Annotated in this window: 23 protein-coding genes; 6 read left to right on the top strand and 17 right to left on the bottom strand. The window is 61.4% G+C overall.

What is annotated here, in order from left to right:
- Window positions 1–281 precede the first annotated feature (281 nt).
- Both FJ930_RS23010 and FJ930_RS23005 read left to right on the top strand, forming a co-directional pair.
- Window positions 282–704: a DoxX family protein gene (locus FJ930_RS23010; RefSeq protein WP_141840227.1), complete on the top strand. Its 423-nt coding sequence runs from the start codon at window positions 282–284 to the stop codon at window positions 702–704.
- A gap of 361 nt (window positions 705–1,065) precedes the next feature.
- Window positions 1,066–2,115: an HD domain-containing phosphohydrolase gene (locus tag FJ930_RS23005; protein ID WP_348642745.1), complete on the top strand. Its 1,050-nt coding sequence runs from the start codon at window positions 1,066–1,068 to the stop codon at window positions 2,113–2,115.
- Between the two features lie 85 nt (window positions 2,116–2,200).
- On the opposite strand, the gene FJ930_RS23000 is transcribed toward FJ930_RS23005, so the two are convergent.
- Entirely contained in the window at window positions 2,201–3,130 is a 930-nt protein-coding gene (locus FJ930_RS23000) for a LysR family transcriptional regulator (protein WP_141840225.1), read from the bottom strand.
- A 148-nt stretch (window positions 3,131–3,278) separates the two neighbouring features.
- Here FJ930_RS23000 and FJ930_RS22995 point away from each other — a divergent pair, with 148 nt between their 5' ends.
- Together FJ930_RS22995 and FJ930_RS22990 are read left to right on the top strand one after the other, a co-directional pair.
- Window positions 3,279–3,674 (top strand): CidA/LrgA family protein, encoded by a 396-nt coding sequence (locus FJ930_RS22995; RefSeq protein WP_141840224.1) that lies wholly within the window; start codon window positions 3,279–3,281, stop codon window positions 3,672–3,674.
- Window positions 3,671–4,393, top strand: a complete 723-nt coding sequence (locus FJ930_RS22990) for an LrgB family protein (protein ID WP_141840223.1) — start codon at window positions 3,671–3,673, stop codon at window positions 4,391–4,393. The genes FJ930_RS22995 and FJ930_RS22990 overlap by 4 nt, the downstream gene beginning before the upstream one ends.
- A 287-nt stretch (window positions 4,394–4,680) precedes the next feature.
- Here the strand turns inward: FJ930_RS22990 and FJ930_RS22985 are convergent, their stop codons facing one another.
- The 11 genes from FJ930_RS22985 to FJ930_RS22930 form a co-directional block, all read right to left on the bottom strand.
- Window positions 4,681–5,754, bottom strand: coding sequence for an adenylate/guanylate cyclase domain-containing protein (locus FJ930_RS22985; RefSeq protein ID WP_141840222.1), 1,074 nt, complete (start codon window positions 5,752–5,754; stop codon window positions 4,681–4,683).
- Between the two features lie 3 nt (window positions 5,755–5,757).
- A complete protein-coding gene (locus FJ930_RS22980; protein ID WP_140743862.1) occupies window positions 5,758–6,252 on the bottom strand; it encodes a Rab family GTPase in 495 nt (164 codons plus the stop codon).
- 12 nt (window positions 6,253–6,264) lie between these two features.
- Window positions 6,265–8,928 (bottom strand): OmpA family protein, encoded by a 2,664-nt coding sequence (locus FJ930_RS22975; RefSeq protein WP_141840221.1) that lies wholly within the window; start codon window positions 8,926–8,928, stop codon window positions 6,265–6,267.
- Between the two features lie 7 nt (window positions 8,929–8,935).
- On the bottom strand, window positions 8,936–9,601 hold the full coding sequence (locus FJ930_RS22970; protein WP_140743866.1) for a hypothetical protein: 666 nt from the start codon (window positions 9,599–9,601) through the stop codon (window positions 8,936–8,938).
- A gap of 385 nt (window positions 9,602–9,986) precedes the next feature.
- Window positions 9,987–10,967, bottom strand: a complete 981-nt coding sequence (locus FJ930_RS22965) for a 2-dehydropantoate 2-reductase (protein WP_141840220.1) — start codon at window positions 10,965–10,967, stop codon at window positions 9,987–9,989.
- Between the two features lie 2 nt (window positions 10,968–10,969).
- On the bottom strand, window positions 10,970–12,484 hold the full coding sequence (locus tag FJ930_RS22960; protein WP_141840219.1) for an acyl--CoA ligase: 1,515 nt from the start codon (window positions 12,482–12,484) through the stop codon (window positions 10,970–10,972).
- 274 nt (window positions 12,485–12,758) lie between these two features.
- A complete protein-coding gene (gene ggt, locus FJ930_RS22950; protein WP_140743872.1) occupies window positions 12,759–14,345 on the bottom strand; it encodes a gamma-glutamyltransferase in 1,587 nt (528 codons plus the stop codon).
- Between the two features lie 48 nt (window positions 14,346–14,393).
- A complete protein-coding gene (locus tag FJ930_RS22945; protein WP_140743874.1) occupies window positions 14,394–15,188 on the bottom strand; it encodes an ABC transporter permease in 795 nt (264 codons plus the stop codon).
- Window positions 15,185–16,111 carry an ABC transporter permease gene (locus FJ930_RS22940; protein WP_141840218.1) on the bottom strand — a complete coding sequence of 309 codons (927 nt, stop codon included), beginning with the start codon at window positions 16,109–16,111 and terminating at the stop codon, window positions 15,185–15,187. Before FJ930_RS22940 ends, FJ930_RS22945 begins: the two co-directional genes overlap by 4 nt.
- Window positions 16,108–17,193: an ABC transporter ATP-binding protein gene (locus FJ930_RS22935; RefSeq protein WP_141840217.1), complete on the bottom strand. Its 1,086-nt coding sequence runs from the start codon at window positions 17,191–17,193 to the stop codon at window positions 16,108–16,110. Before FJ930_RS22935 ends, FJ930_RS22940 begins: the two co-directional genes overlap by 4 nt.
- Window positions 17,194–17,272: 79 nt before the next feature.
- Entirely contained in the window at window positions 17,273–18,313 is a 1,041-nt protein-coding gene (locus FJ930_RS22930) for an ABC transporter substrate-binding protein (RefSeq protein ID WP_141840216.1), read from the bottom strand.
- Window positions 18,314–18,538: 225 nt separating this feature from the next.
- On the opposite strand from FJ930_RS22930, the gene FJ930_RS22925 reads away from it, so the two are divergent.
- Window positions 18,539–19,240 (top strand): GntR family transcriptional regulator, encoded by a 702-nt coding sequence (locus tag FJ930_RS22925; protein ID WP_181763453.1) that lies wholly within the window; start codon window positions 18,539–18,541, stop codon window positions 19,238–19,240.
- 22 nt (window positions 19,241–19,262) lie between these two features.
- Here FJ930_RS22925 and FJ930_RS22920 read toward each other — a convergent pair whose 3' ends face one another.
- The gene (locus tag FJ930_RS22920; RefSeq protein ID WP_141840214.1) at window positions 19,263–20,027 is read right to left on the bottom strand and encodes an SDR family NAD(P)-dependent oxidoreductase; all 765 of its coding nucleotides are present in this window, start codon (window positions 20,025–20,027) and stop codon (window positions 19,263–19,265) included.
- Between FJ930_RS22920 and FJ930_RS22915 the strand changes: the two genes are divergently transcribed.
- Complete coding sequence (locus FJ930_RS22915; RefSeq protein ID WP_246676998.1) at window positions 20,008–21,126, top strand: hypothetical protein; 1,119 nt, start codon at window positions 20,008–20,010, stop codon at window positions 21,124–21,126. The genes FJ930_RS22920 and FJ930_RS22915 overlap by 20 nt on opposite strands.
- Before the next feature lie 48 nt (window positions 21,127–21,174).
- Here FJ930_RS22915 and FJ930_RS22910 read toward each other — a convergent pair whose 3' ends face one another.
- From FJ930_RS22910 to FJ930_RS22895, 4 genes are all read right to left on the bottom strand, one after another.
- Window positions 21,175–22,050 carry a LysR substrate-binding domain-containing protein gene (locus FJ930_RS22910; RefSeq protein ID WP_246676997.1) on the bottom strand — a complete coding sequence of 292 codons (876 nt, stop codon included), beginning with the start codon at window positions 22,048–22,050 and terminating at the stop codon, window positions 21,175–21,177.
- A 463-nt stretch (window positions 22,051–22,513) separates the two neighbouring features.
- The gene (locus FJ930_RS22905) at window positions 22,514–23,161 is read right to left on the bottom strand and encodes an amino acid ABC transporter permease (RefSeq protein ID WP_141840212.1); all 648 of its coding nucleotides are present in this window, start codon (window positions 23,159–23,161) and stop codon (window positions 22,514–22,516) included.
- On the bottom strand, window positions 23,158–23,814 hold the full coding sequence (locus tag FJ930_RS22900; protein ID WP_140744022.1) for an amino acid ABC transporter permease: 657 nt from the start codon (window positions 23,812–23,814) through the stop codon (window positions 23,158–23,160). Before FJ930_RS22900 ends, FJ930_RS22905 begins: the two co-directional genes overlap by 4 nt.
- A 6-nt stretch (window positions 23,815–23,820) precedes the next feature.
- Window positions 23,821–24,627 (bottom strand): transporter substrate-binding domain-containing protein, encoded by an 807-nt coding sequence (locus tag FJ930_RS22895; protein ID WP_141840211.1) that lies wholly within the window; start codon window positions 24,625–24,627, stop codon window positions 23,821–23,823.
- Window positions 24,628–24,667: the final 40 nt, after the last annotated feature.

Here is a 24,667-nt window from a genome sequence, read left to right as displayed (position 1 = left end):
ATGGAAGAGGTAGAGGAATATTGAGTCCGAGCCCGGCTCGATACGGGAGACGAGGTCATGCCAACTCGGCGGGCACCTCGACGGGTGAGCTTCCTGCCCGACCTGAGCGGGGTTGTTATCGTATCCGATGAGGTCATCGCGTTCCCGCCGGCCGGGCGGTTTTAGAAGCGCGAGAATATGCCGATCCTCAAGCTATGTTGAAGGCCCATTCAAGCCAAGGACGAAACTTGGAAAAGGCTCCGGCCGCCTGACCAATATCAATAGCCATTGGAGAAAACACAATGCCAAACACAGAGAATTGGGGAGTCTACGTTCTTGCCGTTCTGCGGATCGTGACCGCACTGCTGTTCCTCGAACACGCCACGATGAAGTTCTTCCAGTTCCCGGCAGCAATTTCCGGCGTCTCCTACCCGCTGCCGACCATCATGCTCGTCGCCGGCGCAATCGAAATCGTCACTGGATTGCTGATGACCTTGGGCCTCTATACCCGCATTGCCGCCTTTGTCGCCTCCGGCGAGATGGCCGCCGCCTATTGGATGGCACATGCGCCGCAAGGCTTCTGGCCTGCGCTGAATACGGGGGAACTCGCCATTATGTTCTGCTTCATCTTCCTCTATCTCGCCTTCGCCGGCCCTGGCAGGTTGGCAATTGATAATCTACTGCGGCCTGCCACGAAGCAGTCGCTGAGCCCTGCGGGAATTTAGCTTCTGACCCGCCGAGCTCGGCACGGACGCTGCTGCTCGTCGATGTCGGCGCGGAGTAACCAGGATTAAGGCCGGCGCAGCAGGATGTTGTGCCGGTTCGATCCGGGCGAGAACGGAGCCGGCCGTTGGTTTGGAACTCGGTCCCCGCCATGTCGCAGATCATCAGGCTCCCGTGGACCGCGACCCCTCCTCGCGGGTCCTAATACCTGATTACCGAGTATGGGCCGGAACCGGCTCGCACAGGACAGACGATAAAAGCGCGGGCCGACATGTCACGAAGTTCGAAGAGCCTTCAGCATTGGGGCGGACAAACGCGGGACTCCCCGACAATCTATATCTTTGATGCGAAAGGTGCCGTTCCGTGTTTGCGGACCTTCTGTTGGGGGATGCCGTGAACTTACTTGTAGTCGGCGACAGCAGGTCGAGTCTTGCCGCGATAATGAACGCGATGAAGGCAATCGGCTGTACCGTTCACGGCTGCTTGCATTCGCGAGAGACAATGCAGCAATGCCAAACGGAACAATTCGATCTCATCATCATCGACTACGCCGTGCCGAAGATGAATGGGATTGAGTTGGTCGCGGCGCTCCGGGAGATGGAGCCCTACCGGCTCGTTCCCATCATCATGATCACTCCGTTGACCGAAGCCGCGCTTCGCGTCCAGGCCATCAAGGTCGGCACGACCGATCTCCTCACCAAGCCGTTCGACCGGGTCGAACTTCAGGCGCGCGCACGCAATTTGCTTGCGCTGCGCCGAGCGCAAATCGAACTCACTAAGATAGCCCGGCATCTGGCGTCTGAAGTCCACACCATCACTTTCAATCTGGCGAGGAGAGAGGAAGAGATCGTTTGGCGGCTTGCCCGGGCGATGGAGTTGCGCGATGGTACAACCAGTAGTCATATTTCCCGTGTGGCTGAAATCGCCCGACTCATCGCCCTGGGCCTGGGTCTCGGTGAGGATCGTGCGCGGATCATCTATCTGGCTGCGCCCCTTCACGATGTCGGGAAGATCGCAATCCCGGACAAGATTCTTCAAAAGCCCGGACGCCTTGGTGACGAAGAAGTGCAGATCATGCGCAGGCATGTTCAGCATGGCATGTGGATACTGGAGGACGGCTGCACGGATCTTACACGGGTGGCCGCCATCATCGCCGGCACGCATCACGAAAGGTGGGACGGGAGCGGCTATCCTTACGGCTTGGCTGGAGACGATATCCCGTTGGAAGGACGTATCGTTAGCGTGGCTGACGTCTTCGACGCCTTGTGCTCGGAGCGACCCTACAAGCCGGCTTGGCTGGCTGAGCAAGCCTACGAGGAAATTGTTCGCTGCAGCGGCAGCCATTTCGATCCCGCCTGTGTCGAGGCATTCAGGTCCAAATGGCGCGACATTCTCTCGCTAATGAACGGGTGATCACAGACGGAAGACCGCACGCTAATGCGACAATCCGGATAGGACACCGGGGTCATGGTTTTGGAAGCTACAGCGTCAGCGATTGTTACGTTCTTTCCCAATAGGGCGGAGAGCCGAAACGGCCAGCAATGAAATCGATGAATACGCGAACTTTGGGGGAAACAACCTTTTTGGGCGGATAGATTCCCCAGATTATCGAATTGAACTCCGGGACAATATTCCATTCCCAAGCCTCCAAAAGTGTGACCAAACGTCCGGCACCGATATCCTCGCCCACCAGCCACGTTGGCAGAAGAGCGATGCCCTGATTTGACAGTACTGCATCGCGCAGCGTCTCTGAATCATTCGTCCGCAAATGACCGCTGATGGAAATTTCTGACATTTCGGCGCCTGGGGCGGCGACGGGCCGATAGTACCAGTGAGCTGGTTGCCTCAGCGTGAATGGAAGACACTCGTAACGAGTGAGGTCAGTCGGATCTGTCGGCATCTTCCCGTTGTTAAAATAGTCCGGCCCGGCAACGAGCATGCGCTTCTGAGCGGCAAGTCTTTTCGCAATCAGGGTCGAGTCGTTCAGCGCTCCAATCCGAACAGCGACATCGGTCGCTGTCTCGACGAGATCGACTGTCAGGTCCGTCAAGGTCGCATCGAGGGTAATGTCGGGATATTGGGCGAGAAAGTCCTTCATATGCGGCATTACGTGGCGCCTGCCAAATACACTTGGGATATTGATCCGCAGAACGCCCTGAGGTTTGCTGTTCAGCGCCGATGTCATCTGCCTTGCATCATCGAGATCGATCAGAACCTGGACCGCCTTTTCATAAAAGGTGCGTCCCGCCTCTGTCAGCTTCAGCCGTCGCGTGGTCCTGTTGAATAGCGCGGCGCCGAGGTCGGATTCGAGCGCCGCGATGTACCGCGACACGGTCGAGATCTTCATGCCGCTCTCGGCCGCCACCTTCGAGAAACTGCCGAGCTCGACGGATCGCACAAACGCTCCCATTGCCGCAAAATAGTCCATGCGAAACCCTCCCCCTCTGCAATAGTCTTTTGCCCAAAAGGTGATTTCAGAGGCAGCCCCACACGCCTATCTTTGCATGTCTTCTAAAAAAAAGCACGACATGGGCCTCCGAGTGTGAGCCTGGAGATGCGATGTCTAAGGAACGAATATGCTCGCCGCAATTTTTCTATTTGTAGGCTGCCAGTTGACCGGGGAGGTTCTGCGAGAGCTTCTTTCGCTGCCTATCCCTGGTCCCGTAATAGGCATGTTTTTCCTCGGCGCGTTGTTGGTCTGTTGGCAGAAAACCGGAACAAATCGGAACATCCCGGTCGAGGTCGAACGCACGGCAGAGACCTTCATCCGTTACATGGGCCTCCTGTTCGTACCCGCCGGTGTTGGTGTAATTTCGCAAGGCGGCCTGCTCAGAGCCGAATGGCTACCAATCCTTGTTGGGCTAGTTGGATCGACGATCCTGAGTGTCGCCATCACCGGCTTCGTAATGCATTGGACGAGCCGGACCCGTCATACAAAAGTGGCCCTTATCAACAGTGAGAGGACGTTATGAGCAACAATGTCTTCCAACATGTCTGGATCCCTCTCTCCGCGACACCCTTGCTTTGGCTTGCCGTCACGCTCGGCGCCTACGTGTTTGGTCTCGTGATCCAGAAGTGGTTCTCGGGTTCAGCCCTTGCTAGTCCCGTCCTGATTTCAATCGCAGTCGTCTCTGCGATCGTGCTGCTGACGCGAACAACTTACCAGTCGTATTTCGCGGGCGCCCAGTTCATCAACTTCCTTCTCGGGCCTGCGACGATTGCCTTAGCCGTTCCGCTTGCCAAGAACATTGATCTTGTTCGACACAACCTTCACAGCATCGGCATCGCGTTGATCGCCGGTTCGCTGACCTCGATCATCAGTGGCGTCCTTATCGTTTGGGTCCTCGGTGGAACGAAAGATGTTGCCCTCTCCATGGCGCCAAAGAGCGTCACAACGCCTATTGCCATGGCAGTCTCAATTGAGATTGGAGGCGTACCCGCACTGACGGCCGCGCTCGCCATCCTCGGCGGAATTCTGGCGGCTATTCTGGGCCAGGAAATGCTGCATCGATTGAACATTCGAGACTGGCGCGCACACGGACTGGCAGCGGGTGTTGCTGGTAGTGGCGTCGCGGCCGCCCAGGTCGCGGCACGCAATGAACTTGGCGCTGCATTTGCCGCGGTCGGAATCGGCTTGAATGGTCTTTTGACCGCCATCATAGTTCCACTCATGTTTTTGTTTTGGAAATAGCTGCAAGGCGAACAATCGGACGTACAGTTCATTGGGACTGGACACGATGTCCCGATCATCGAACCGGAGCCGTCGCGCATCACCAGCAGTAGGCCCGCTTGTGGTGCAGGGAAGAATGATGGCGGGCGCTAAATCTCAGGACCGATGTCCTGAGTGCCCCGGGACGGACCTTTTGGCGGTCGCTCGGTGGTCGACTGCTTCTTGCACCTCTGCGGACATTCGACACGATGATGTTGGATTAGCTTGAGATGCAATGCGCTTCAGGGTCGGCACTGCCAAGCGGCAAATCAGGCCCGGAGCCGCCACATTCGCACACGACCTGTACCACGCAATTCCGTTTCCCCGAGTGGGTCGCGAGCAAAATTTGGTCCAAGCAGTTTGTGAGTTGCATCCGAAATACGTATCTCATCGGGCTCCGCGGACTTTTGAATACGTGCGGCGAGATTGACGGTGTCGCCCCACAGGTCATAGGCAAAGCGCCTGTTGCCTATGACGCCCGCCACGATTGGTCCTGAGTGGATTCCAATTCTCAGTCTCAGCGGTTCTCCCGCGAAGCGTTCGCGCCTACCCACCTCCCGCAGCTCAAGTGCATAGTGCGCAAGGGCTTCTGCATGATCGGACCGCGCGACGGGCAGGCCGGCCACCACCATCACACAGTCGCCGATTGTCTTGATCTTTTCGCAGCCGTATTCTTCTGAGAGCAGATCCGCCGCCTTGAAGAAGTAATTCAAGATCGCGAGCGTCGTCACGGCTCCAACGCTCAGCGCTCTTTCCGTAAAGCCGACGATGTCGGCGAAAAGCACACTCACCTCTGCATGGTTGTCCGCAATTTGTTCTTGCGCCTTTAACCGCTGCGCGATCGACGCCGGAAGAATGTTGAGGAGAAGGGTTTCGGCGCGCTGGTATTCACGCGACAATCCCTCCTGGCTCTCCCTCAGTGCCTCGTTCGTCGATTGCAGTTTCTCGTTGAGTTGACGCTCCCTCTCTTGCAGGAGCGTCATTTCATAAGCCTTCTGTTGAAGTCGCTGCCTGTTGTCGCGTTCGGCAGTGGCGTCAAGAAAGAGCAGCCACACGCAGGCATTGTCAGCAGCAAAAAGATGAAGGTCCGCGACACGCCCGCTGGGCAGTTCCACCATGGCCATATGATATGGAAGCTCCGGGCAAGGCAGCAAACCTTCCATGAAGTCAAGCTGATCGGCAACAGGCTTGCCAGTGCGAAGCGATGAGAGTCCGTAATGTTTAACGTTGCCGCCCTTCGCGGCTATGCAAAGCTGGGCGTCAATTTTCAGATATGCGACAGCGTGCTCATTGTAGAAGAAATTGAAAATCCAGCTTCTGACTTCTCTTGGCAATCCATGCATGATCTATTTGGCGACCATCGAGGCAAGCTGGCGAAACGCATCTTCGACATATGCACCCGAAAGCGCACTTGTCAGATAGATTTGCCATCCAAGCTGCCTCAGTTCGTCGATCTCACCATCCGGTATCGCCCATCGATCGGCGAGATCGGATTTGTTGAACAGCAATACGAACGGCATAGCGCCGAATTCGGCCTCGACCCGCTCGCGCAGCGTGAGCGCCACGGCCAGAGTAGCGGGCCGGGTTCCATCGACGACGAGCACGAGCCCGGTCGCTCCTCGCACATAGCTGACGCGGAATGAGCCGATATCGTCTTCGCCGGCCAGATCCCACAAAATCAGATCCACGGTTTTATCCGGAAACGCGACACTCTTCTTGTCGATTTTCACGCCAACCGTGGTCAGGTAGGTTTCCGAGAAGATGCTTTGGACGAACCTGCGCACCAGGCTCGTCTTGCCGACAGCAAACCCGCCCAACATGCATATCTTTTTTTGCAGCATCCCGGGCTCCGACTACTCCAGGTTTACCGTAACCGAAACCCGGCGATTGGTGGAGTTCCCAGTTCGACTATTTTCATTTTCGGGCACCGCTGGCTCAAAGGTGCCGGCGCCCCGAACCAGCAGCAGTTCCGGAGCGACGCCGCGCTTGTTGAGAAGCGCGCGAACTGTCTCGGCGCGGGCGGCACTGATCGACGCGTTGGCCGTCTCACGGCCCGTTGTGTCTGAATGGCCGGTCAACATGAACCGCGCTGTCACGCCTGCCTTGCGGGCATTTTCGGCGAATTCCTTCAATTGATCAGCCAATCTGTCGAGCACCGGCGACTGCTCCGGTCCCGGGACAACTCTACCGGAAGAGAAGAAAATATCGGTCGTCTGGATGGCCTCTCTCAAATGATTAAGTTCTGCAAGGTTCAGCTCGCGCAGCTGCGAGACGTCCAGAACCACTCCGTCCGCCGAAAGTTGTTCGGCGGCGGCCTGTGCCCGGCTGATCCAGCCGGCAGGAGCCTCCCCCACGACTAGGATGCGACCTTGGATGATCGAAAGCTGAACCGATTTCGGCGGGGACAGCGACGCCGTCAGCCGCTTCACCACGAACTTTGGATCAAGGCTCTGAAAGAATTGCCACTGTGAATGAACGCGGGCAGGATCAACCTGCGTTCCGGACAGCAGAGCTTTCGGGTCGGCGGCAAGCGGGTCTCTCAGGCCGGAAATGTAGAATTGGCCTCCCCTCTCCGTTTGTTGGGCGACGATGATTCCCGGTTGGGCCTCGAGTCGCGACACATAATACTGCCAGTGCTCCGCCTCGCGTGCTTCGGGGCTCACATCACGAACCTTGGAGATGTCGAATTCCGGTCCGCCTGCCGAAAGCAGTCGGGCCGCGGCGCGCGCCCGATCTATCCAGGTGTCGGGAGCCTCACCCTCGGCAACGATGCGATTGTCGACGATCGAAAGCCGAACCGATTTCAGCGGGTACAGCGACGCCGTCAGCCGCTTCAACACGAACTCCGGTTCAAGGCTTTGATAGAATTGCCACTGCGAATGGACCCTGCCGGGATCGACCTGCGTTCCCGACAGCAGCGACTGCGGGTCGGCGGCAAGCGGGTCTCGCAGGCCGGCAATATAGAATTGGCCATCGCGGATCTTTTGTTCGGCAACGATGATGCCCGGCTGGGTCCCCAGTCGCGACACATAGGCCTGCCAGTGCTCTGCCGCGCGTGCTTCGGGGCTCACATCACGGACCCTGGAGATATCGAATACCGGTCCGCCTGCAGAAAGCTGCTGGGCGGCGGCCTGCGCCCGGCTGATCCACGTGGCGTTAGCCTCGCCCTCGGCAACGATGCGATCCTTGACGACCGAAAGTCGCACCGAATCCGGCGGAGCCAGCGATGCCGTCAGCCGCTTCAACACGAACTCCGGCTCAAGGCTCTGATAGAATTGCCAGTTCGCATGAACGCGGGCGGGATCGACCTGCGTTCCGGACAACAGCGACTGCGGGTCGGCGGCAAGCGGGTCTCTCAGGCCGGCTATATAGAATTGGCCATCGCGCGCCGTTTGCTCGGCAACAATGATGCCAGGCTGGCTCGCCACTCGTGACACATAGGCCTGCCAGCGCTGCCCGGATTGCCAGGAAAGAAAGAACCAAATGCCCGTCGGAATCAAAACCAGCAGGACCGCGGCCACCACCAGCCACGGAAATCCCTCGTTTGATTCCTCGTGCTTCAGTTCAACACAGGTTTGCAACTGCGTCTCTACGCTGGCCAGTTGCGAACTGTCGCCGTCGAAATGCTCCAAAGCCTGTGAGTATTCATCATGGATGCGGAGCAATACGTCGCGAATTATTTCGTGTAGTTCTTCCGGCGGATTGCCCCTGATCACCGAAACCAGTGTCGCAAACGGTCCAACCTCCGACCAGAGACGAAGCTCCCCAAAACGGATAGTGTCCAGGCCGCTCTGTTCTTTCTCGTTAAATGAGTCCCTTACAAAATCTTGAATTGCGCTGAGCATCGAAGAAATGAGCTGAGGATCCTCGCTCATAGCATTTTCGGCAGTTACATGTGCAATCAAAAGCCCGGAACTGCGGTCGATAAGAAAGACATGTTCAACACGATAGACAAGAGAATGATTAAGAACAACTTCTGAGAAGCTTGCACCCGTTCTCCAAGCTTCAAATCTCCACTTAAGTCCATGCCAGGTAAATATATGTCTTAAAGATTCATTCAGCGACTGAAAGGTCTGGTCGATCTTTTCGCCGATCGACTTGCGAATAGCCGGCAGAAACACCGGGTACAGTATATCCGTCAGCGTGCGCGGGTTCTTCTGGATGGACCTTTGCGCGGCCCTCTCGACAATCGGCGCGAATGCCTCGCCGAGTTGCGCATGAGACGCACGTGCGGCCGCATCGGGGAGAACGCTCCCCACTGCTGCCGCAAGCTGCTCAGGTTCGTCAAGCAGGTGCGCAACTCTTGAAAGCTCCGAAATTTCGCGGCCGACCAGCAGCTGGCGAAGCGTTTCCATGCGATGATCGGCGGTTGGAATTCCGTCGAAAAGCGCACCGTGGTCCGGATCAACGTTCCGGGCAATTTCGACCAAAAGCCGAGCCAGAGCCTCGCGATCAATCTCGGTATCGTTCGCAGCGGCTCTTTCAGAAGGGTTGATTGGGTCGACGGTCGACCTCAAGTTCCGATCAACTCACTTTCCAGCTGCGTTCCGAGTTGCCCTTGCTGCCGATGGGATCCTGATTCAGACACTTCGCAACCTCGATAAACAGGCCAGCCAAAAGATTTCGGTCGGTCTTGACGTTGCTGAGATCGGAAAAGAATTTCTCCATTAGCATCTGAACGCTTTCATTCTTCTGCTTGATTTCCTCACGCAGCGAATGGTCGCTTCGATTTATCCGATCCGAAACTTCGCGCTCAAGCTCGCTCAATTGATCCGACAACGAGCGCACCTGCTTTTCAAGTGCCTGATTTTGCTCGCGAAGATTCCGGTCAATCTCCTTGTCGGCATCGGCTCGTGCGTCTTTTTCGTTGCGCAATTGCCCCGCAAGTGAATCGACCTGCTTCTTTGCATTTGACTCGTACATCTCAAGATTGCGCTTGGCCTCGGATTCGACATCCTTGAAGCGCTGCAAGAACCGTTCTTCAAGCTTGGAAAAGCGGCGGTCATAGTCCTGCATCTGGTTGCCGAACAGCAGATCACGTATCTTGTCGACACCTACAGCCTCGCCGGAGACCCCGCTCTCGCGAACCTGGGCCGCCATGAAATTCAGCCCGTTTTCGGCTGCATTACCTATCAGATTTGCGTCCGCTTTATTTGCCGAAGAAGCGGCATTCGAAGAGTCCTTAGCCATCCTCACGCCTCAATCGCCAGAGTGCAAAACTCGGGAAACAGGAAATATGTCAGACAAATATCCTGCCCGCAAGCCGGAATCCCCCTGGCTCAAGCCGATTCGTGCGTTCCTTTTTCGTCTCTTGGACTAGCAACAAATGCACGAGTTCCGATTGGTGTCGCCCTTGTACCTCTTTTGATAGCGGCCACAGCCGGATGCCCGCTTTTGGTGAATCGACGGGACCGTAGGAATGACCGCCATTGAAGGCGCGTTGCTGCCATTCGTAGCGCGGACATTAAGGTTACGATGGGTGAACGCGGTTATAGAGAGCGGATGCCTTAGATCAACAGTCAACCGCCGCGTCTCGCTGAGTAAGGACATAGTCGCAACGCCCAGACTTTTACCATCACCCATAGCACCCCCGCTCCACCGCCAGCCGCCGCACCAGCGCCAGCACCCCATCGATGGCCGGCGTCGGCGTCCCCGTCAGTCGCCCAAGCTCCCGCACGGCGCCCACCAGCGCGTCGATCTCCATCGGGCGGCCGCGTTCCAGATCCTGCAGCATCGAGGTCTTGTGCTCGCCGACATCGCCGGCGCCCTTGATGCGGCGGTCGACCCCTATGGCGAAGCGCACGCCGAGGCTTTCGCCGATCGCCTGGGCTTCCAGCATCATGGTGCGGGCAAGCTGGCGGGTGCCTTCGTCGGCGACGATCGCGGCAAGCGTGCTGCCGGTCAACGCCGAGATCGGGTTGAAGGAGAGGTTGCCCCACAGCTTCACCCAGATCTCCGAGCGTATGTCGTCGCGCACCGGCGCCTGCAGGCCGGCCTTGACCATCTCCTGCGCCAATGCCGTCACCCGCTCGCTGCGCTCGCCGGAGGGTTCGCCGAGCGAGAAGCGCTTGCCCTCGACATGGCGGATGAGGCCGGGCGCATCGACCTCGACGGCGGGGTAGACGACCGAGCCGATGACGCGCTCCGGCCCGATCCGCTGCCAGATCGCGCCGCCCGGATCGACCGCGCCCAGCCTCGTGCCTTCGAGCGGCCCGCCGACCTTGTGAAAGTACCACCACGGCACGCCGTTCTGCATGGTGACGACCGATGTGTTGTCCCCGAGCAGCGGCGCGATCTGGTCCAGCGCCGGGGTGAGCGAGTGCGCCTTCAGCGCCAGCACCACGTAATCCTGCACGCCGAGTTCCTCGGCCCTGGCGGCAGCGCGCACGGGCGCGACCGTCTCCTTGCCGTCCTCGATCAGGCGCAGGCCGTCTGCCTTGATCGCTTCGAGATGGGCGCCGCGCGCCACGATCGAAAGATCGGTGCGGCCGGCGATCGCCAGCTTGGCGGCGAGATAGCCGCCGATTGCCCCGGCGCCGAAAATGGTGATCTTCATCGTCAAAGCCCGAGTTTGGCGGCAAGGCCGATGCGCTGCAGCTTGCCGGTCGCGCCTTTGGGGATCTCCTCCAGGATCAGCACCTTGCGCGGCACCTTGAAGTCGGCGAGCCGCGTAGCGGCATGGTTGCGGATATCGCTCTCCGTGGCGCTCATGCCTTCGCGCAGAACCACTGCCGCCGCCACCTCCTCGCCGAGCTTGTCGTGTGGCATGGCGAAGGTCACCACTTGCGCCACCGCCGGATGGTCCATCAGCACGTCGTCGACCTCGAGCGGCGAGATCTTTTCGCCGCCCCGGTTGATGATCTCTTTCAGCCGGCCGGTGACCCGGAGATAGCCGTCCTCGTCGAGCACGCCCTGGTCGCCGGTGTGGAACCAGCCATGCGCGAAGGCCGTCGCATTGGCGTCCGGGTTCTTCTCGTAGCCGCCAGTGACATTGGGCCCGCGAATGACGATCTCGCCGGTCTCGCCGGCTTCGAGCAGCCGCCCGTCCGGCGCCATCACCGCCACGTCGGGTCCGGCCGATGCGCCGACACTGCCCGGCTTGCGCTCGCCGGGGGGCAACCGGTTCGAGGCCATCTGGTGCGCGGCCTCGGTCATCCCATAGGATTCGATCACCGGGCAGCCGAAGGTGGTCTCCAGTTCGGCCATCACTTGCGCCGGCAGCGATGCCGAGGACGAGCGGATGAAGCGCAGACGCGCCGCCGCCAGCACCTCCCCGTTGCGGGCCGCGCGCGGCAGGATCGCCTGATGCATGGTCGGCACCGCCGTGTACCAGCTGGGTCTGGCGTCGCCCAGCCACTGGAAGAAGCGCAGCGCGTTGAAGCCCGGCGTGCAGTAGATGCTGCCGCCCGAAGCCAGCGACGACAGCACCGCCGCGATCAGCCCATGGATGTGGAACAGCGGCATGATGTTGAGACAGCGGTCATCGGCCGTCAGGCCGAGCGTTGCGCCGATATGGGAGGCGGAAGCCGCTATGTTGGCGTGGCTGAGCGGCACCAGCTTGGGCCGCGACGTGGTGCCCGACGTGTGCAGCAGAAGCGCGACGTCGCCATCTCCAGCCATGTCGAGCGCCGCCTGTGGCCCGACCGCCGCGCCTTCGATGGTAAAGCTGCCGGCGGGAGTGCCAGGCTGCACGACAAGCCGCAGCACGCCGATGCCGAGCCGTTCGGCGACCGTCACGGCCGGCCCGGCCTCGGTCTCCGCGACAAGGATCGCCTTGGCGCCGATGTCGGTGAGGTAGAAATCGAGTTCGTCCGCCCGGTAGGCGGGATTGAGCGGTGCTGTCGAGGCGGCGGCCGCCACGGCGACGAAGGCTGTCGCCATCTCCGGCCCGTTCGGCAGCACGATCGCCACCCGGTCGCCCCGGCCGATGCCGAGCGCGTGCAGCCGGCTGGCCGTGGCCGCGATCAGCGCGCGCAGCTTGCCATGGGTCAGCGTCGGCCGGTCGGGCGCCAGGATGGCCGGGGCGTCGTCGGCGCCGGCAACGAGGCGGCGGGAGAGGTTTGTGTGGGTCATGGTCACCGGCTATGTTTCAAACGACGGGTTGTGAGGAGTCCAGTTGACGATCGAGAATCCAGCAATCGCTTCAGAGCGCTTGTCGAAGTCGGCGCCGCCCCTCATCCGCCTGCCGGCACCTTCTCCCCGTATAATCACAGGGAGAAGAGAGATAGCCGCCGACGTTGCGGCCAGCCCTTTCTCCCCGTCCCTATACGGGGAGAAATGCCCGGCAGGGCAATGAGGGGCGGCGCCAGCGTCCGGAAATTGTCCGCCGTCCCTGCGCCAATCACCCTCAATAGCCAAGCGCCAAACCATCCTTGCGCGGATCCGACGCGCCGGTCAGCGTTCCCTTTTCCCAGTCGATCAGCACCACTTGGCCGCCGCCGAGCGGGTGGGGCGGCTCCATGACCTCATGGCCGCGCCGGCGCAGTCCCGCAACCGCCTCGGCGGGCACGCTGCGCTCGGCCTCCACCACACCATCATTGTAGAACACCCGTGGCGCATCCACCGCCTGCTGCGGATCCATGCCGAAATCGACCATATTGGTCAAAAGATGGACATGGCCGAACGGCTGGTAGCCGCCGCCCATCACGCCGAACGGCATCACCACGCGGCCATTCCGGGTCGCCATGCCGGGCATGATCGTGTGCATCGGCCGCTTGCCGGGCGCGATCGCGTTGGGATGCGCCGGGTCGAGGCGGAAGCTCGAGCCACGGTTCTGCAGCACCACGCCGGTCTTCGGGCCGACGACGCCGCTGCCGAAGGAATAATAGGTCGAGTTGATGAAGGAGACCGCGTTGCGGTCGCGGTCGACGATCGAGATGTAGACGGTGTCGCTGCCCGGCAGGTCGACGCGCGGCGGATGCGTCATGGCGCGCTCGCTGTCGATCTCGGCCCGCAGCCGGTCGGCATAGGCGGCGGACAGAAGCTGCTCCACCGGTACCGTCACATGGTCCTGATCGCCCAGAAAAGTGTCGCGGTCCTGGTAGGCCAACCGCCCGGCCTCGATCTCCAGATGCAGGCGTTCGGCGCCATTGGGATCGAGCCCGCCAAGCTTGAACCCTGACAGCACGTTCAGCATCAAAAGCGCCGTCAGCCCCTGGTTGTTCGGCGGCATCTGGTGGATGTCATAGCCGCCATAGGAGGTGCTGACCGGCGCCACATAGTCGCCTTTGGTCGCGGCGAAATCCTGATGCGAATGAAGCCCGCCCAGTTCATTGAGCCGGCGCACCATGTCGTCGGCGACGGCGCCTTCGTAGAATCCGGCGCGGCCATGCTTGGCGATCACCCGCAACGTGGCGGCGAGTTCCGGCTGGCGATGGACATCGCCGGCTTCCGGCGCCTTGCCGCCCGGCAGGAAGATGCGCGATGCATGCTCATCCGCCGACAGGTCGGTCTCCGGCTCGGCCCAGTCGAAGGCGACGCGGTCGTGCACGACATAGCCATTCTCGGCATAGTGGATGGCCGGCGCCAGCACTTCGGCGATGCCCTTGCGGCCATGGTCCTCCAGCAGCCGGCACCAGGCGTCGATGGCGCCCGGTACTGTCACCGCATGCGGGCCTTGCTTCGGCAACTCGCCAAAACCCTTCTCCAGATACCAGTCGACGGTCGCGCCCGCCGGCGCGCGGCCGGAGCCGTTGAAGGCCAGCACATTGCCTTGTCCGGCCGGACAGTAGAGCACGAAACAATCGCCGCCGATGCCGGTCGATTGCGGCTCGACCACGCCTTGCACGGCGGCCGCGCAGACCGCCGCGTCCATGGCGTTGCCGCCGGCGCGCAGCATGTCGATGGCGGCAAGCGTCGCCAGCGGGTGCGAGGTGGCGGCCATGGCCTCGGTGGCACGAACCGGCGAGCGGCCTGGGAACTGGAAGTCGCGCATTCTATCTGGATATCCCCTGGTCACTTGAAGCGAATTGGTCCGATGAAATCAAGAACGGCGGCCGAAGACCTGCGCGATTGCCAAAAGCACGACCGACAGCACGATCAGGCAGGTGGAGATGGCGGCGATTGTCGGGTCGATCTGATCACGCAACGCGTTGAACATGCGGCGCGTCAACGTCGTCGTCTCGCCGCCCGAAATGAACAGCGAAACCACCACCTCGTCGAAGGAGGTGATGAAGGCGAACAGCGCGCCAGAGACGATCGAGAAGCGGATCTGCGGCATGGTCACCTGCCAGAACGCCGCGATGCGCCCGGCGCCCAGGCTGCGCGCCACCCGCTCCTGGTTCATGTCGTAGGACCGCAGCCCGGACAGCACGGTCAGCACCACAAGCGGCAAGGCTTGCACCGTGTGCGCGATGACCAGGCCGGTCAGCGTGTTGTTGAGCCCGATGCGGGCATAGAGGAAAAAGGTGCCGATGCCGATCAGGATCACCGGGATGATCAGCGACGCCGTGAGCAGCCCGTTGATGGTGCCATTGAAGCGCAGCGTGCCCCGGTTGATGGCATAGGCGGCCGCGGTGCCGAGCGGCGTCGCCACCAGAACGGTCATGAGTGCCACCTTCACCGAAACCATCGTGGCGTCGCGCCATTCCAGCGACTGGAAATAGGTCTGGTACCAGCGCAGCGACCATTGCCGTGGCGGAAACTGCAGCAGAGTCGAATCCGAGAACGACATGATGACGATGATGACCGACGGCGCGATCAGGAACAAAAGCACAAGGCCGCTCAGCGCATAAAGCCACAGGCGTTGCCAGTGCGAAATCGGCAGGCTCCCGTTCATCGCGAACTCCATACGCCGGTGGCGCGCGCGCCGAGCAGCCACCGGAACAGGCCGAGCAGCGCCAGCGTGACGACCAGCAGCACCACGCCGAGCGCGGCACCCGCGCCCCAGTTGGAATAGAGGCTGGTGGTCTGTTCCATGCGCATCGCCCACATGACCACCTTGCCGCCGCCCATCAGCGCCGGAGTCACGAAGAAGCCGAGACACAGCACGAAGACGATGACCACGCCGGAGGCGAGGCCGGGCAGCGATAACGGAAAGAAGATCTGTCGGAAGGTGGCGACGGGACCGGCGCCGAGGTTCATGCCGGCGCGCAGGCAGTCGGTGTCGATGGTCTTCATCGAGGCGTAGAGCGGCAGGACGAGGAACGGCAGGAGGATGTGCGTCATGCCGACGACCACGCCCGACAGGTTGTTGGCAAGCGACAGCGGCTGACTGATGACGCCGAGGTCGATCAGCCAGCTGTTGATCAGGCCCTTGCGCTGCAGGATCACCAGCCAGGCATAGGTGCGCACCAGCACCGATGTCCAGAACGGCAGGATGACGAAGATCAGGCAGATCGACGCCGCCCGGCGCGGCAGTTGCGACAGCATGTAGGCCAGCGGATAGCCAAGCAGCACGCAGGCCCCGGTAACGATGAAGGCGACCTTGAAGGTCGTGACGAAGGTCTTGATGTAGGACGCCTGCTCGAAGAAGCGCGCATAATTGGACGCGCTCAAGGCGCCGGTCTCGTCGAACAGCGACAGCCAGAACAGCCAGCCGATCGGCACGATGATGATGGCGCAGACGAGGAAGAGGCTGGGCGACAGCAGCGCCAGCAGCCGCAGCGACTCGCGCCGCGCGTCGGCGCGCAACGCCTGCGCATTCAGGTGCTCGCCGACGCCGCCGGCAGTCTCCTCGAGGAGGGCGGATTGCGCGCTCATCCCTCTGACGCCACCAGGATCGTGTCCTGCGCCTCGAGGCCGAGGCGGATCGGCTGGCCGGGCGCCGGCAACCGCGCCAGCACATCACCGCGGCAATAGTCGCGCAACGTCAGCTGGCGGCCATCGCGCAGTGAGACGTAGCAGACGAAACTGTCGCCCTGATAGATAATGTCAGCGACCGTGGCATCGAAGACATTGATCCCGTTCGACGGCTCCGTTGGAGTGACCAACCGCAGCTTTTCCGGCCGCACCACCATCAGGTGCCGGCCCGCGGCCGGGGCCGGCGTTGCTGTGTGGATGCGTCTGTCCTCGTACCAGACCGTCCCGTCGTGGCATTCGACGGGCATGAAATTCGATTCGCCGATGAAGCCGGCTACGAATTGCGTCTTCGGCGCGGCGTAGAGCGTTTCGGGTTTGTCGAGTTGTTCGATGCGGCCGGCATTCATCACCGCGATGCGGTCCGACATGGTGATGGCTTCGCGCTGGTCGTGCGTGACATAGACCGTCGTCATGCCAAGCCGCCGGTGCAGGGCGCGCAGTTCGATCTGCATGTGCTCCCGCAAGCCCTTGTCGAGCGCCGACAAGGGTTCGTCCATCAGCACGATGCGCGGCTCGAAGACGATGGCGCGCGCCAGCGCTACGCGCTGGCGCTGGCCGCCGGAAAGCTGGTCGACCCGCCGTTCGCCCAGGCCCTGCAGCTTCACCAGCTCCAGCGCCTTTTCGACACGCTGCGCCGTCTCTGCCGTCGCCACGCCACGCTGCTTCAGCGGAAAGGCGATGTTGTGGAAGACATTCATATGCGGGAACAGCGCATAATTCTGGAACACCATGCCGATGTTACGCTTGTGCGGCGGCGTGGTGATGATCTCGTCGTCGCCCACCTTGATGGAACCGGCATTGGCCCTGATGAAACCGGCCAGGATCATCAGCAGCGTCGTCTTTCCCGATCCGGAAGGACCAAGCAGCGTCAGAAATTCGCCGGCCGCGACATCGAGGTTCAGATCACGCAGCACCGAGACGGAGCCAAATCGTTTCTCGATCGCGCGCATGCCGATCGGCAGCGCGGATGGCGCAATGGACAAGATCACTTTCTCCCTAGCCGGCAAAACATAAGACGGCGGAGGCAGGGCGACACCGGTGCCGCCCTGCCGCATCAGCAGCCTATTGCTGGATCAGATTGTTGAACTTCTCCGTCGCCTCGACCAGATTGTCGCGCCAGAACCCGGCGTCCTGCAGCACCTGCTTCTTGACGTTTTCGGGCGACGAGTTGATGTCCTTGATGCGCTCCTGTGGGATCTTGCCGGTCTCGAAGGCCTTCTCGTTGACCGGCCCATTGTCGACATAGAGCGGCAGATTGGCCTGCAATTGCGGGCTGACGAACATGGCCAGCGCCTTCATGGCGGCTTCCTTGTTCTTGGCGCCCTTGGGGATCACCATGCAGTCGGCCGTGAGCACACCCTGATCGAAGGAGAAGGAGACCGGCGCGCCTTCCTTCTTCAGTGTGCCGGCGCGGCCGTTCCAGATGCTCGCCATGTCGACTTCGCCGTCCTTGACCAGTTGCATGGCCTGGGCGCCTGACGTCCACCAGGCATCGATATGACCACGGATCTTGTCGACCGATTTCAGCGCCCCGTCGATGTCGACCGGATAGACCTTGTCGATCGGCAGGCCCGAAGCGAGCGCGGCGACGCTCAGCGTCTCCGTCGACTGGCTGCTGCTCAGCGCGCGCCGCCCCGGAAATTTTTCCACGTTCCAGAAATCCGCCCACGTCTTCGGGCCTTTGTCGCCGAAGACGTCGGTGCGGTAGATCAGCACGACGGAGGTGTAGGAGATGCCGACCCAGTCGTCATGGACAAGCTTCGGGTTGATGCCGCTCTTGTCGATAATGCCGTAATCGAGCTTTTCGAACAGCCCTTCCTTCGAGCCGCGCGCGCATTCGTCGGCGCCGAGTTCGGTGATGTCCCACTTCACCGCGTTGCCGGTTACTTGCAGTCGCACGTCGTCAAGGCCGTTGGTGGTGTCTTCCTTGATGGTGATGCCGAGCGCGTCGGCGGTCGGCTTGAAGAACGCCTTTGTCTGCGCCTCCTGATAGGTGCCGCCCCATGAGGCGACGGTGATCGTGTCGGCGGCGACGGCGGGCACTGCCACGGAGGCTGCGAGGCCGGCTATGGCAAAGGCTTTAAAGCTGCTGGTCCTGTTCATTTCGGTTCTCCAACCGGTGTTCCCATTTATTTTTGATTTGGCATGCGATTTTGTATACAATTTTGAATGTAGCCGAGGGATCGGTGTTGTCAACACCGGCCGGCGCGATCTATTCGAGCCGGACAAGCCTGTGAGAGACGCCACCACCCGCGTGGCAAATTGGACCGACAACGACTACAAACGGGGCAATGTCCGGCCTGAGTGCTGGAGGACTGGAAGCGGATCTTGGCCAAGGAAACGAAAAACACGCTGCGCGACTCGGTCTACACCTCGCTCAAGGCGATGATCGTGACCGGCCAGATTCCGCCTGGCGCCCGCGTCACCGAGAGCGACATCGCGGCGAAGCTCAATGTCAGCCGCACGCCGGTGCGCGAGGCCTTCAACCGGCTGGAGCGCGACGGGCTTGTCACCGGCCGGCCGCGCCAGGGCTATGCCGTCACCGAGTTCGACATCAACATGTTCCGCGAGGCCTTCGACATCCGCGAACTGCTCGACGGCCATGCCACGGAACTCGCGGCCGTCGCCGCGACCGAGAAGGATAAGGCGCGGCTGCGTGCCATGCTGTCCGAATGCGAGCGGCTTGCCGCCATTCCCGATCGCACCACAAAAGAAAAATTCCAGGAACTGGAGGTCGGCATCGACCTGCACCGCGTCATCGCGCAGATCAGCGGCAACGCCATGCTGCACGGCATGCTGTGCGGCATCCTCGACAAGTGCCAGCACTATGTCTGGACCGAACTGTTGTGGCTCGACGAATGGAAGATCGCCCGCGACGAGCATGCCGAGATCGTCGAGGCCATCTGCGCCGGCGACGCCGGCCGGGCCGGCATGCTGGCGCGCGCCCATGTGCGCGGCTCGCGCGAGAACGTGTTGCGCCTGCTGCAGGCCAAGTCCGATTACCAGAGCTTTCTCGCCAAGGCGTCCTGAGCGGGTTGGGACCGGCGCGCCGTCAGCCCTTGCGTTCCTGAAGGCTGTTGCCGCCGTCAACCACCAGCACGGCGCCATTGACATAGCTGGCGCCCTCCGATGCCAGGAACACGACCGCCGCGGCCACTTCATCGGGCCGGCCGGCCCGTGCCGGCGGCGTATGCAGGGCCGCTGTCAGCTCCATCGCGCTCGACGCGCCGGTTTCGATCCAGCCGGGCGCGACCGCGTTGACCGTGATGCCGTCCTTTGCCATTTCCAGCGCCAGTGCGCGTGTCAGGCCGACCATGCCGGCCTTGGCGGCGGAATAGGCTGATGTGCCTTCGAAAGACACGATCGGCCCGGTGACCGACGCCACATTGACGACGCGTCCGTAGCCCGCTTCGACCATCGCCGGCAGAAACGCCCTTGTGACGAGGAACGCGGTCTTCAGGCTGACGTCGATTCCTTGATCCCAGTCGGCCTCGGTCATCGAGACAAACGCCTTGTCGGCCGAGGGCGATGCCAGCGAGCCCATGCCGGCATTGTTGACCAGGATATCGACCGCGCCGGCGGCCGCCCGCAGCCGCGCGACATCGGCAGCCATGGTGAGATCGGCAACCGCGGCAGTGGCATCGATGCCTTCGCCGCGAAGCTCCGCGGCGCGATCCATCACACGTGCACTGGCCCCGGTCAGGAAAACGGCGTGCCCGGCTTTGCCGAGGTGACGGGCGATGGCGAAGCCGATTCCGTCCGCCGCTCCCGCGCCGGTAATCAAGGCGCGTCTGATCTTGCTGGTGGTCGCGGCCATGCGGGCTCCTTGGGGCTGGCATCATTTTCGATTGGATTGGTTTGCCGGTTTACCGGCCCGCCCGCAATCCGACGTAACAAGAATGTTGGCGCAAGAGAACGCGATCCGAACGCGTCTATCCCCGCGCCAACGGGTCCGCGCCCTCCGTGCGAAGGACGACATTTTTGACATGCGGGGGACACGCAACAACCAAGGCAGCAGTTGCAATCATCTCTTCGATGATTGGGGAAGGCTGCATAAGCTGAAGCTTATGGACTCCTCCGGCGATTCGAGCAAAGGTCAGGGCGCGGCGCTGCTGCCGGGGCCGGAAATGAGCGACAGTTTCGGATACATCGCGTTCGGCGATGACGAGCTATACGCGCGCGGCGCGCTCTTCAGCGCGCTGAGGCTGCTGCACTATTGCCCGGACGCGAAGGTCACTGTCCTCACCGACAGGCCGCACATTTTCGACGGCTATCCCATCGGGACGATGGAGCTTACGGCGAGCCGGATGGCCGAAATGTCATTTGGCGGCCGATACCGGTTCGGCATCAAGGCCGCCGGCATCATCGATCTGCTGGGGTCCTGCGAGCGCCTGTTCCTCATGGATACGGACATGTATCCGATTGGCGACATTTCGGGCTGTTTCGGCCAGATTTCCCCCTCGCATTCCGTCATGAACAGGTGCGAGGGCCGGCCAAAGCCCCCCTACCGTGCCCTCGAAGGCAGGCATTTCATGCTTGGCGAGAAAATGCTGACCGGAAGCGAGCCGATGTGGAGCAGCGGGGTCCTGGGTGTCCACAATGCTGCCCTTCCCGCACTGAGCGACGCCTATCATGCAATCGAGCAACTGATCGGTGTCGTAAGGGCGCATACGCCGGAACAATTCTGCATCGGTGTCGCGTTGGCCAGGGATGGATGCAGGATAACGCCGCACCGGCTGCCGATCCGAAACTATACCACCAGGGGAAAGAAGCTCTTTGCCCGACGACGGCTCGAAGCCTTCTTTGCCGGCTATGGCCACCTTGGCGTGGGCCAGCAGATCGAGCAGGCCGCCAGATACAGGCTTTGGCGGGCGCCGATGGATATGTGGAAGCAGCGGCACATCTGGCATTTCTGATCCCTGTCGTCCGGAAGTGGCTCCGGGAGGACGGTCACAGGCAAGCACTCACGTAACGGTTCTCATCCATGCCAGGAATGGCTCCATGATCGTGGATCGCGGACCGTGATGCATCCAGACGACATAAAAGCTGTAGCTCGGCAAGGACAATGGATGCGCCTTGACGAGCGAGCCGTTCTCCAGTTCACGGCCGACCACAACGTCACTGCAGATCGCGATGCCTTGCCCGGCGACGACCGCATCGATCGCGTGCAGTTCCTCGCGGAAGCTCAAATCCCAGGCTTTGTCCGGGACCAGGTCCGGATCGATCGAACGGGCCGTCGCCAGCCACCGGGGCCAGGTGGGAGCGTCCGGATACCGGTTCATCCAGTCAAAATGGATCAGGGGATACCGCAGGAGATCGGCGGCACGCACGATCGCCCGTCCGTCGCTCGCCAACAATCGGGGACTGCAGATGGGAAAGAAGGAATCGAGGCACACTTCCTGAGCGGCAACGCCCAAAGGCGGGCGGCGCGTGTAGCGGATCGCAACATCCGCGGCGCCGGCACGAAGGTCGAGTACCGCGTCCGTCCCGATGATCCCCAGTGGCACGGCCGGGTTGGCCACTCGCCATTTCGGCAACCGGGGCACCAGCCATCGGCTTGCGAAAGCGTTCGGGCTCGTCACCCGCAATGGCGATTGAACATCCGGCTCGGCTACCGCGGCAAGAGAGCCTGCGAGAAGATCAAAGCCGTTGCGAAGGATAGGAAACAGTCGCGCTCCCGCACTCGTCAGCACGAGCGGACGCGGCCGGCGCTGGAACAGCTTGCGGCCGCATATTTCTTCCAACGAGCGGATCTGATGGCTGATCGCCGGTGTCACGCCGAGCTCCGCTGCTGCCGCCTTGAAGCTGCCGTGCCGGGCGCCGGCCTCGAAGGCGTGCAAGGCGCGGAGCGGCGGACAGTTTCTCATGCCGGCAAGCCAGAACCGCCGCGAACCCTCGTTTCACGTCAAGCTTTGAAATCGGCGACGTTCGGAGTTCTGTGTTGAATGGCGCGCCGGAGGAGATGAAACTGGGCACCGCTATGTCATTGTTGTGCCTATTGATTTCTAAAATCGTGCTTGGAGCACAGGTCTGCTTGGCGCCACCAGCGGATGTGCGTTCGCCCAACTCGTAAGACTGTTTTCTACGCTAGAGTCAGACGCCGACAACCCCTATCCAGAGTACAGCGCGCTTCACACGGTCATCCTTGTGAGCAGGATCACGCAGATATCTCGCCTCCCTCACACATTCTGCGGTCACGCCTGACTTTCCAAGCGAGCGCTCACTCGGGGAGTGAGATTATTCATCATATAAACTTGGAGATAACAAGACCAGACGGTGGACGGTCAGGACCGCTTTCGGCTCTCAATGAGCTGCCGCGCGCTTTTCCAACCGGCGGGCGTATTGCGTCAGCGGAAAGCACATGAGGAAGAAGATCAGCGCCACCAGCCCGTAGACCTTGAAAGGCTCGAAAGTGGCATTGTTGATGGCGTTGGAGGTCCGCACCAGTTCCTCGAAGCCGATGATCGAGGTCAGCGCGGTCGACTTGATCAGCTGCACCAGGAAGCCGACCGTCGGCGCGCGGGTGATCGAGAACGCCTGCGGCAGGATGATCAGACGCAGCTCCTGCAGATAGTGCAGGCCGAGGCTGGCGCCGGCATCCCATTGGCCGAGCGGCAGGGCATCGACGCCGGAACGCCAGATCTCGGCGAGGTAGGCGCTGGCGAAGAAGGTGAGGCCGAGCACCGCCGCGGTCCAGGGCTCGATACGCAGGCCCAGCATCGGCAGGCCAAAGAACATCAGGAAGAGCTGCATCAACAGCGGCGTTCCCTGAAACAGGGCGATGTAGCCGGAGGCAAGACGCCGGCTCCACTTATTCTTGGCGATCCTGAAGAACAGCACCGCCATTCCAACCACCGCGCCGCCGACGAAGGCGGCCAATGACAACAGCACCGTCCAGCGTGTGGCCAGCAGGAGGTTGCGCACGATATCCCAGAGGGTGAACTCGATCATGACACGCCAGCCCCAAGCGCGCGGCGCCCACCGGTGACCAGAAGCCGGCGCAAGGCCATCGACATCAGGAGATAGACCAGCGTCACGACGAAATAGGTCTCGAAGGACCGGAACGTGCGCGCCTGCAGCATGTCGGCCTCATAGGTGAGCTCGCGCACCGCGATCTGCGAGACCACGGCGGACTCCAGCATCATGATGACGATCTGGCTGGTGAGCGCGGGATAGATAATTTTTAGCGCTTGCGGCAGCACGATCTTGATGAACACCTGGCGTGGCCGCAACCCGAGTGCCAGGGCGGCTTCCGTCTGCCCGAGCGGGACGGCATCAAGCCCGGCGCCGACGATCTCGATCGTATAAGCCGCCATGTTGAGCGTCATCGCCAGCATGGCGGCCAGGATCGGGTCGAGCCTGACCCCGAGGCTCGGCAGGCCGAAGAAGATGAAGAACAGCTGCACCAGGAACGGCGTGTTGCGCATCACCTCGACATACCAGGCGATGGCCCGGCGAAGCAGCACAGGGCCGTTTCGCCGTCCCGCGGCACCCAGGATGCTGAGCAGCGTTCCCGCCAGCGTGGTCACGGCGATCAGCAGGATCGTCGTGGCCGCGCCGTGCGCGATATCGCCCAGGGCACCCGGAAGCCAGCCGAAGGCCACGGGAGCTCAATCCTTGAGGTTGTCGGGGTTGAGCGGCGTCTTCAGCCAGGCTTTCGAGCTTTCGTCCAGCTTGCCGTCGGCCAGCATCTTGGCGATGGCGTCGTTGACCGCCTTCTTCAGGCCGTCCTCGTTCTTGTTGAGGCCGATATGCGAGGGCGAAGTCAGAAGCTGGAACTTCTGCTCGGGCTTGAGCGCTTCCTGGCGTGCCAGCACCTGCGCGCCGACATCATTGCCGACGACCATCAGCTGGGTCTGGCCGGAAATGAAGGCCTGGATCACGGCATTGTAGTTGTCGAAGCGCTTGATGTCGGCCGACGCCGGTGCCGCCTCGGTGAGCGAGGTATCCTCGAGCGTGCCGCGATTGACGGCGATCGACTTGCCGGCAAGGTCTTCCTTGCCTTTGACCGACATTGCGGCGGGGCCGATCACCGCGATGTAGTAGGGCGCATAGGCGGCGGCGAAGTCGATCACCTGTTCGCGCTCCTTCGAGTAGCCGACGCTCATCAGGATATCGACGCGATGGTCGTTCAGATAGGGAATGCGGTTCTGGCCGGTGACGGCGACGGGATTGAGCTTCACCTTGAGCGTATCTGCGATGTATTGCGCAACATCCATATCATAGCCCTTGAGGCTCATATCGGCGCTGGCCGAGGAGAAGGGCGGGAAGTCGGCGAAGACGCCGACATTGATGGTGCCGGCCTTGGTGATATCGGCAAGCGCGTCGGCGCTGGCGGCCTGCGTGGCAATGCCAAGACCCGCGCCCAGCATCAGGACGGCGGCGATCGATGATTTCAGTGTCGAGTGGATTGTCATTGTCGTTCCCCTTCTGGAAGCTTTTGATTGTTTGAGGCGG

Origin of the sequence: Mesorhizobium sp. B2-4-15, from assembly GCF_006658505.1 — a bacterium.
In the GTDB taxonomy this organism is placed as follows: domain Bacteria; phylum Pseudomonadota; class Alphaproteobacteria; order Rhizobiales; family Rhizobiaceae; genus Mesorhizobium.
The sequence above is the reverse complement of the archived record's forward strand: the minus strand, read 5'-3'. Positions and strand labels throughout refer to the sequence as shown.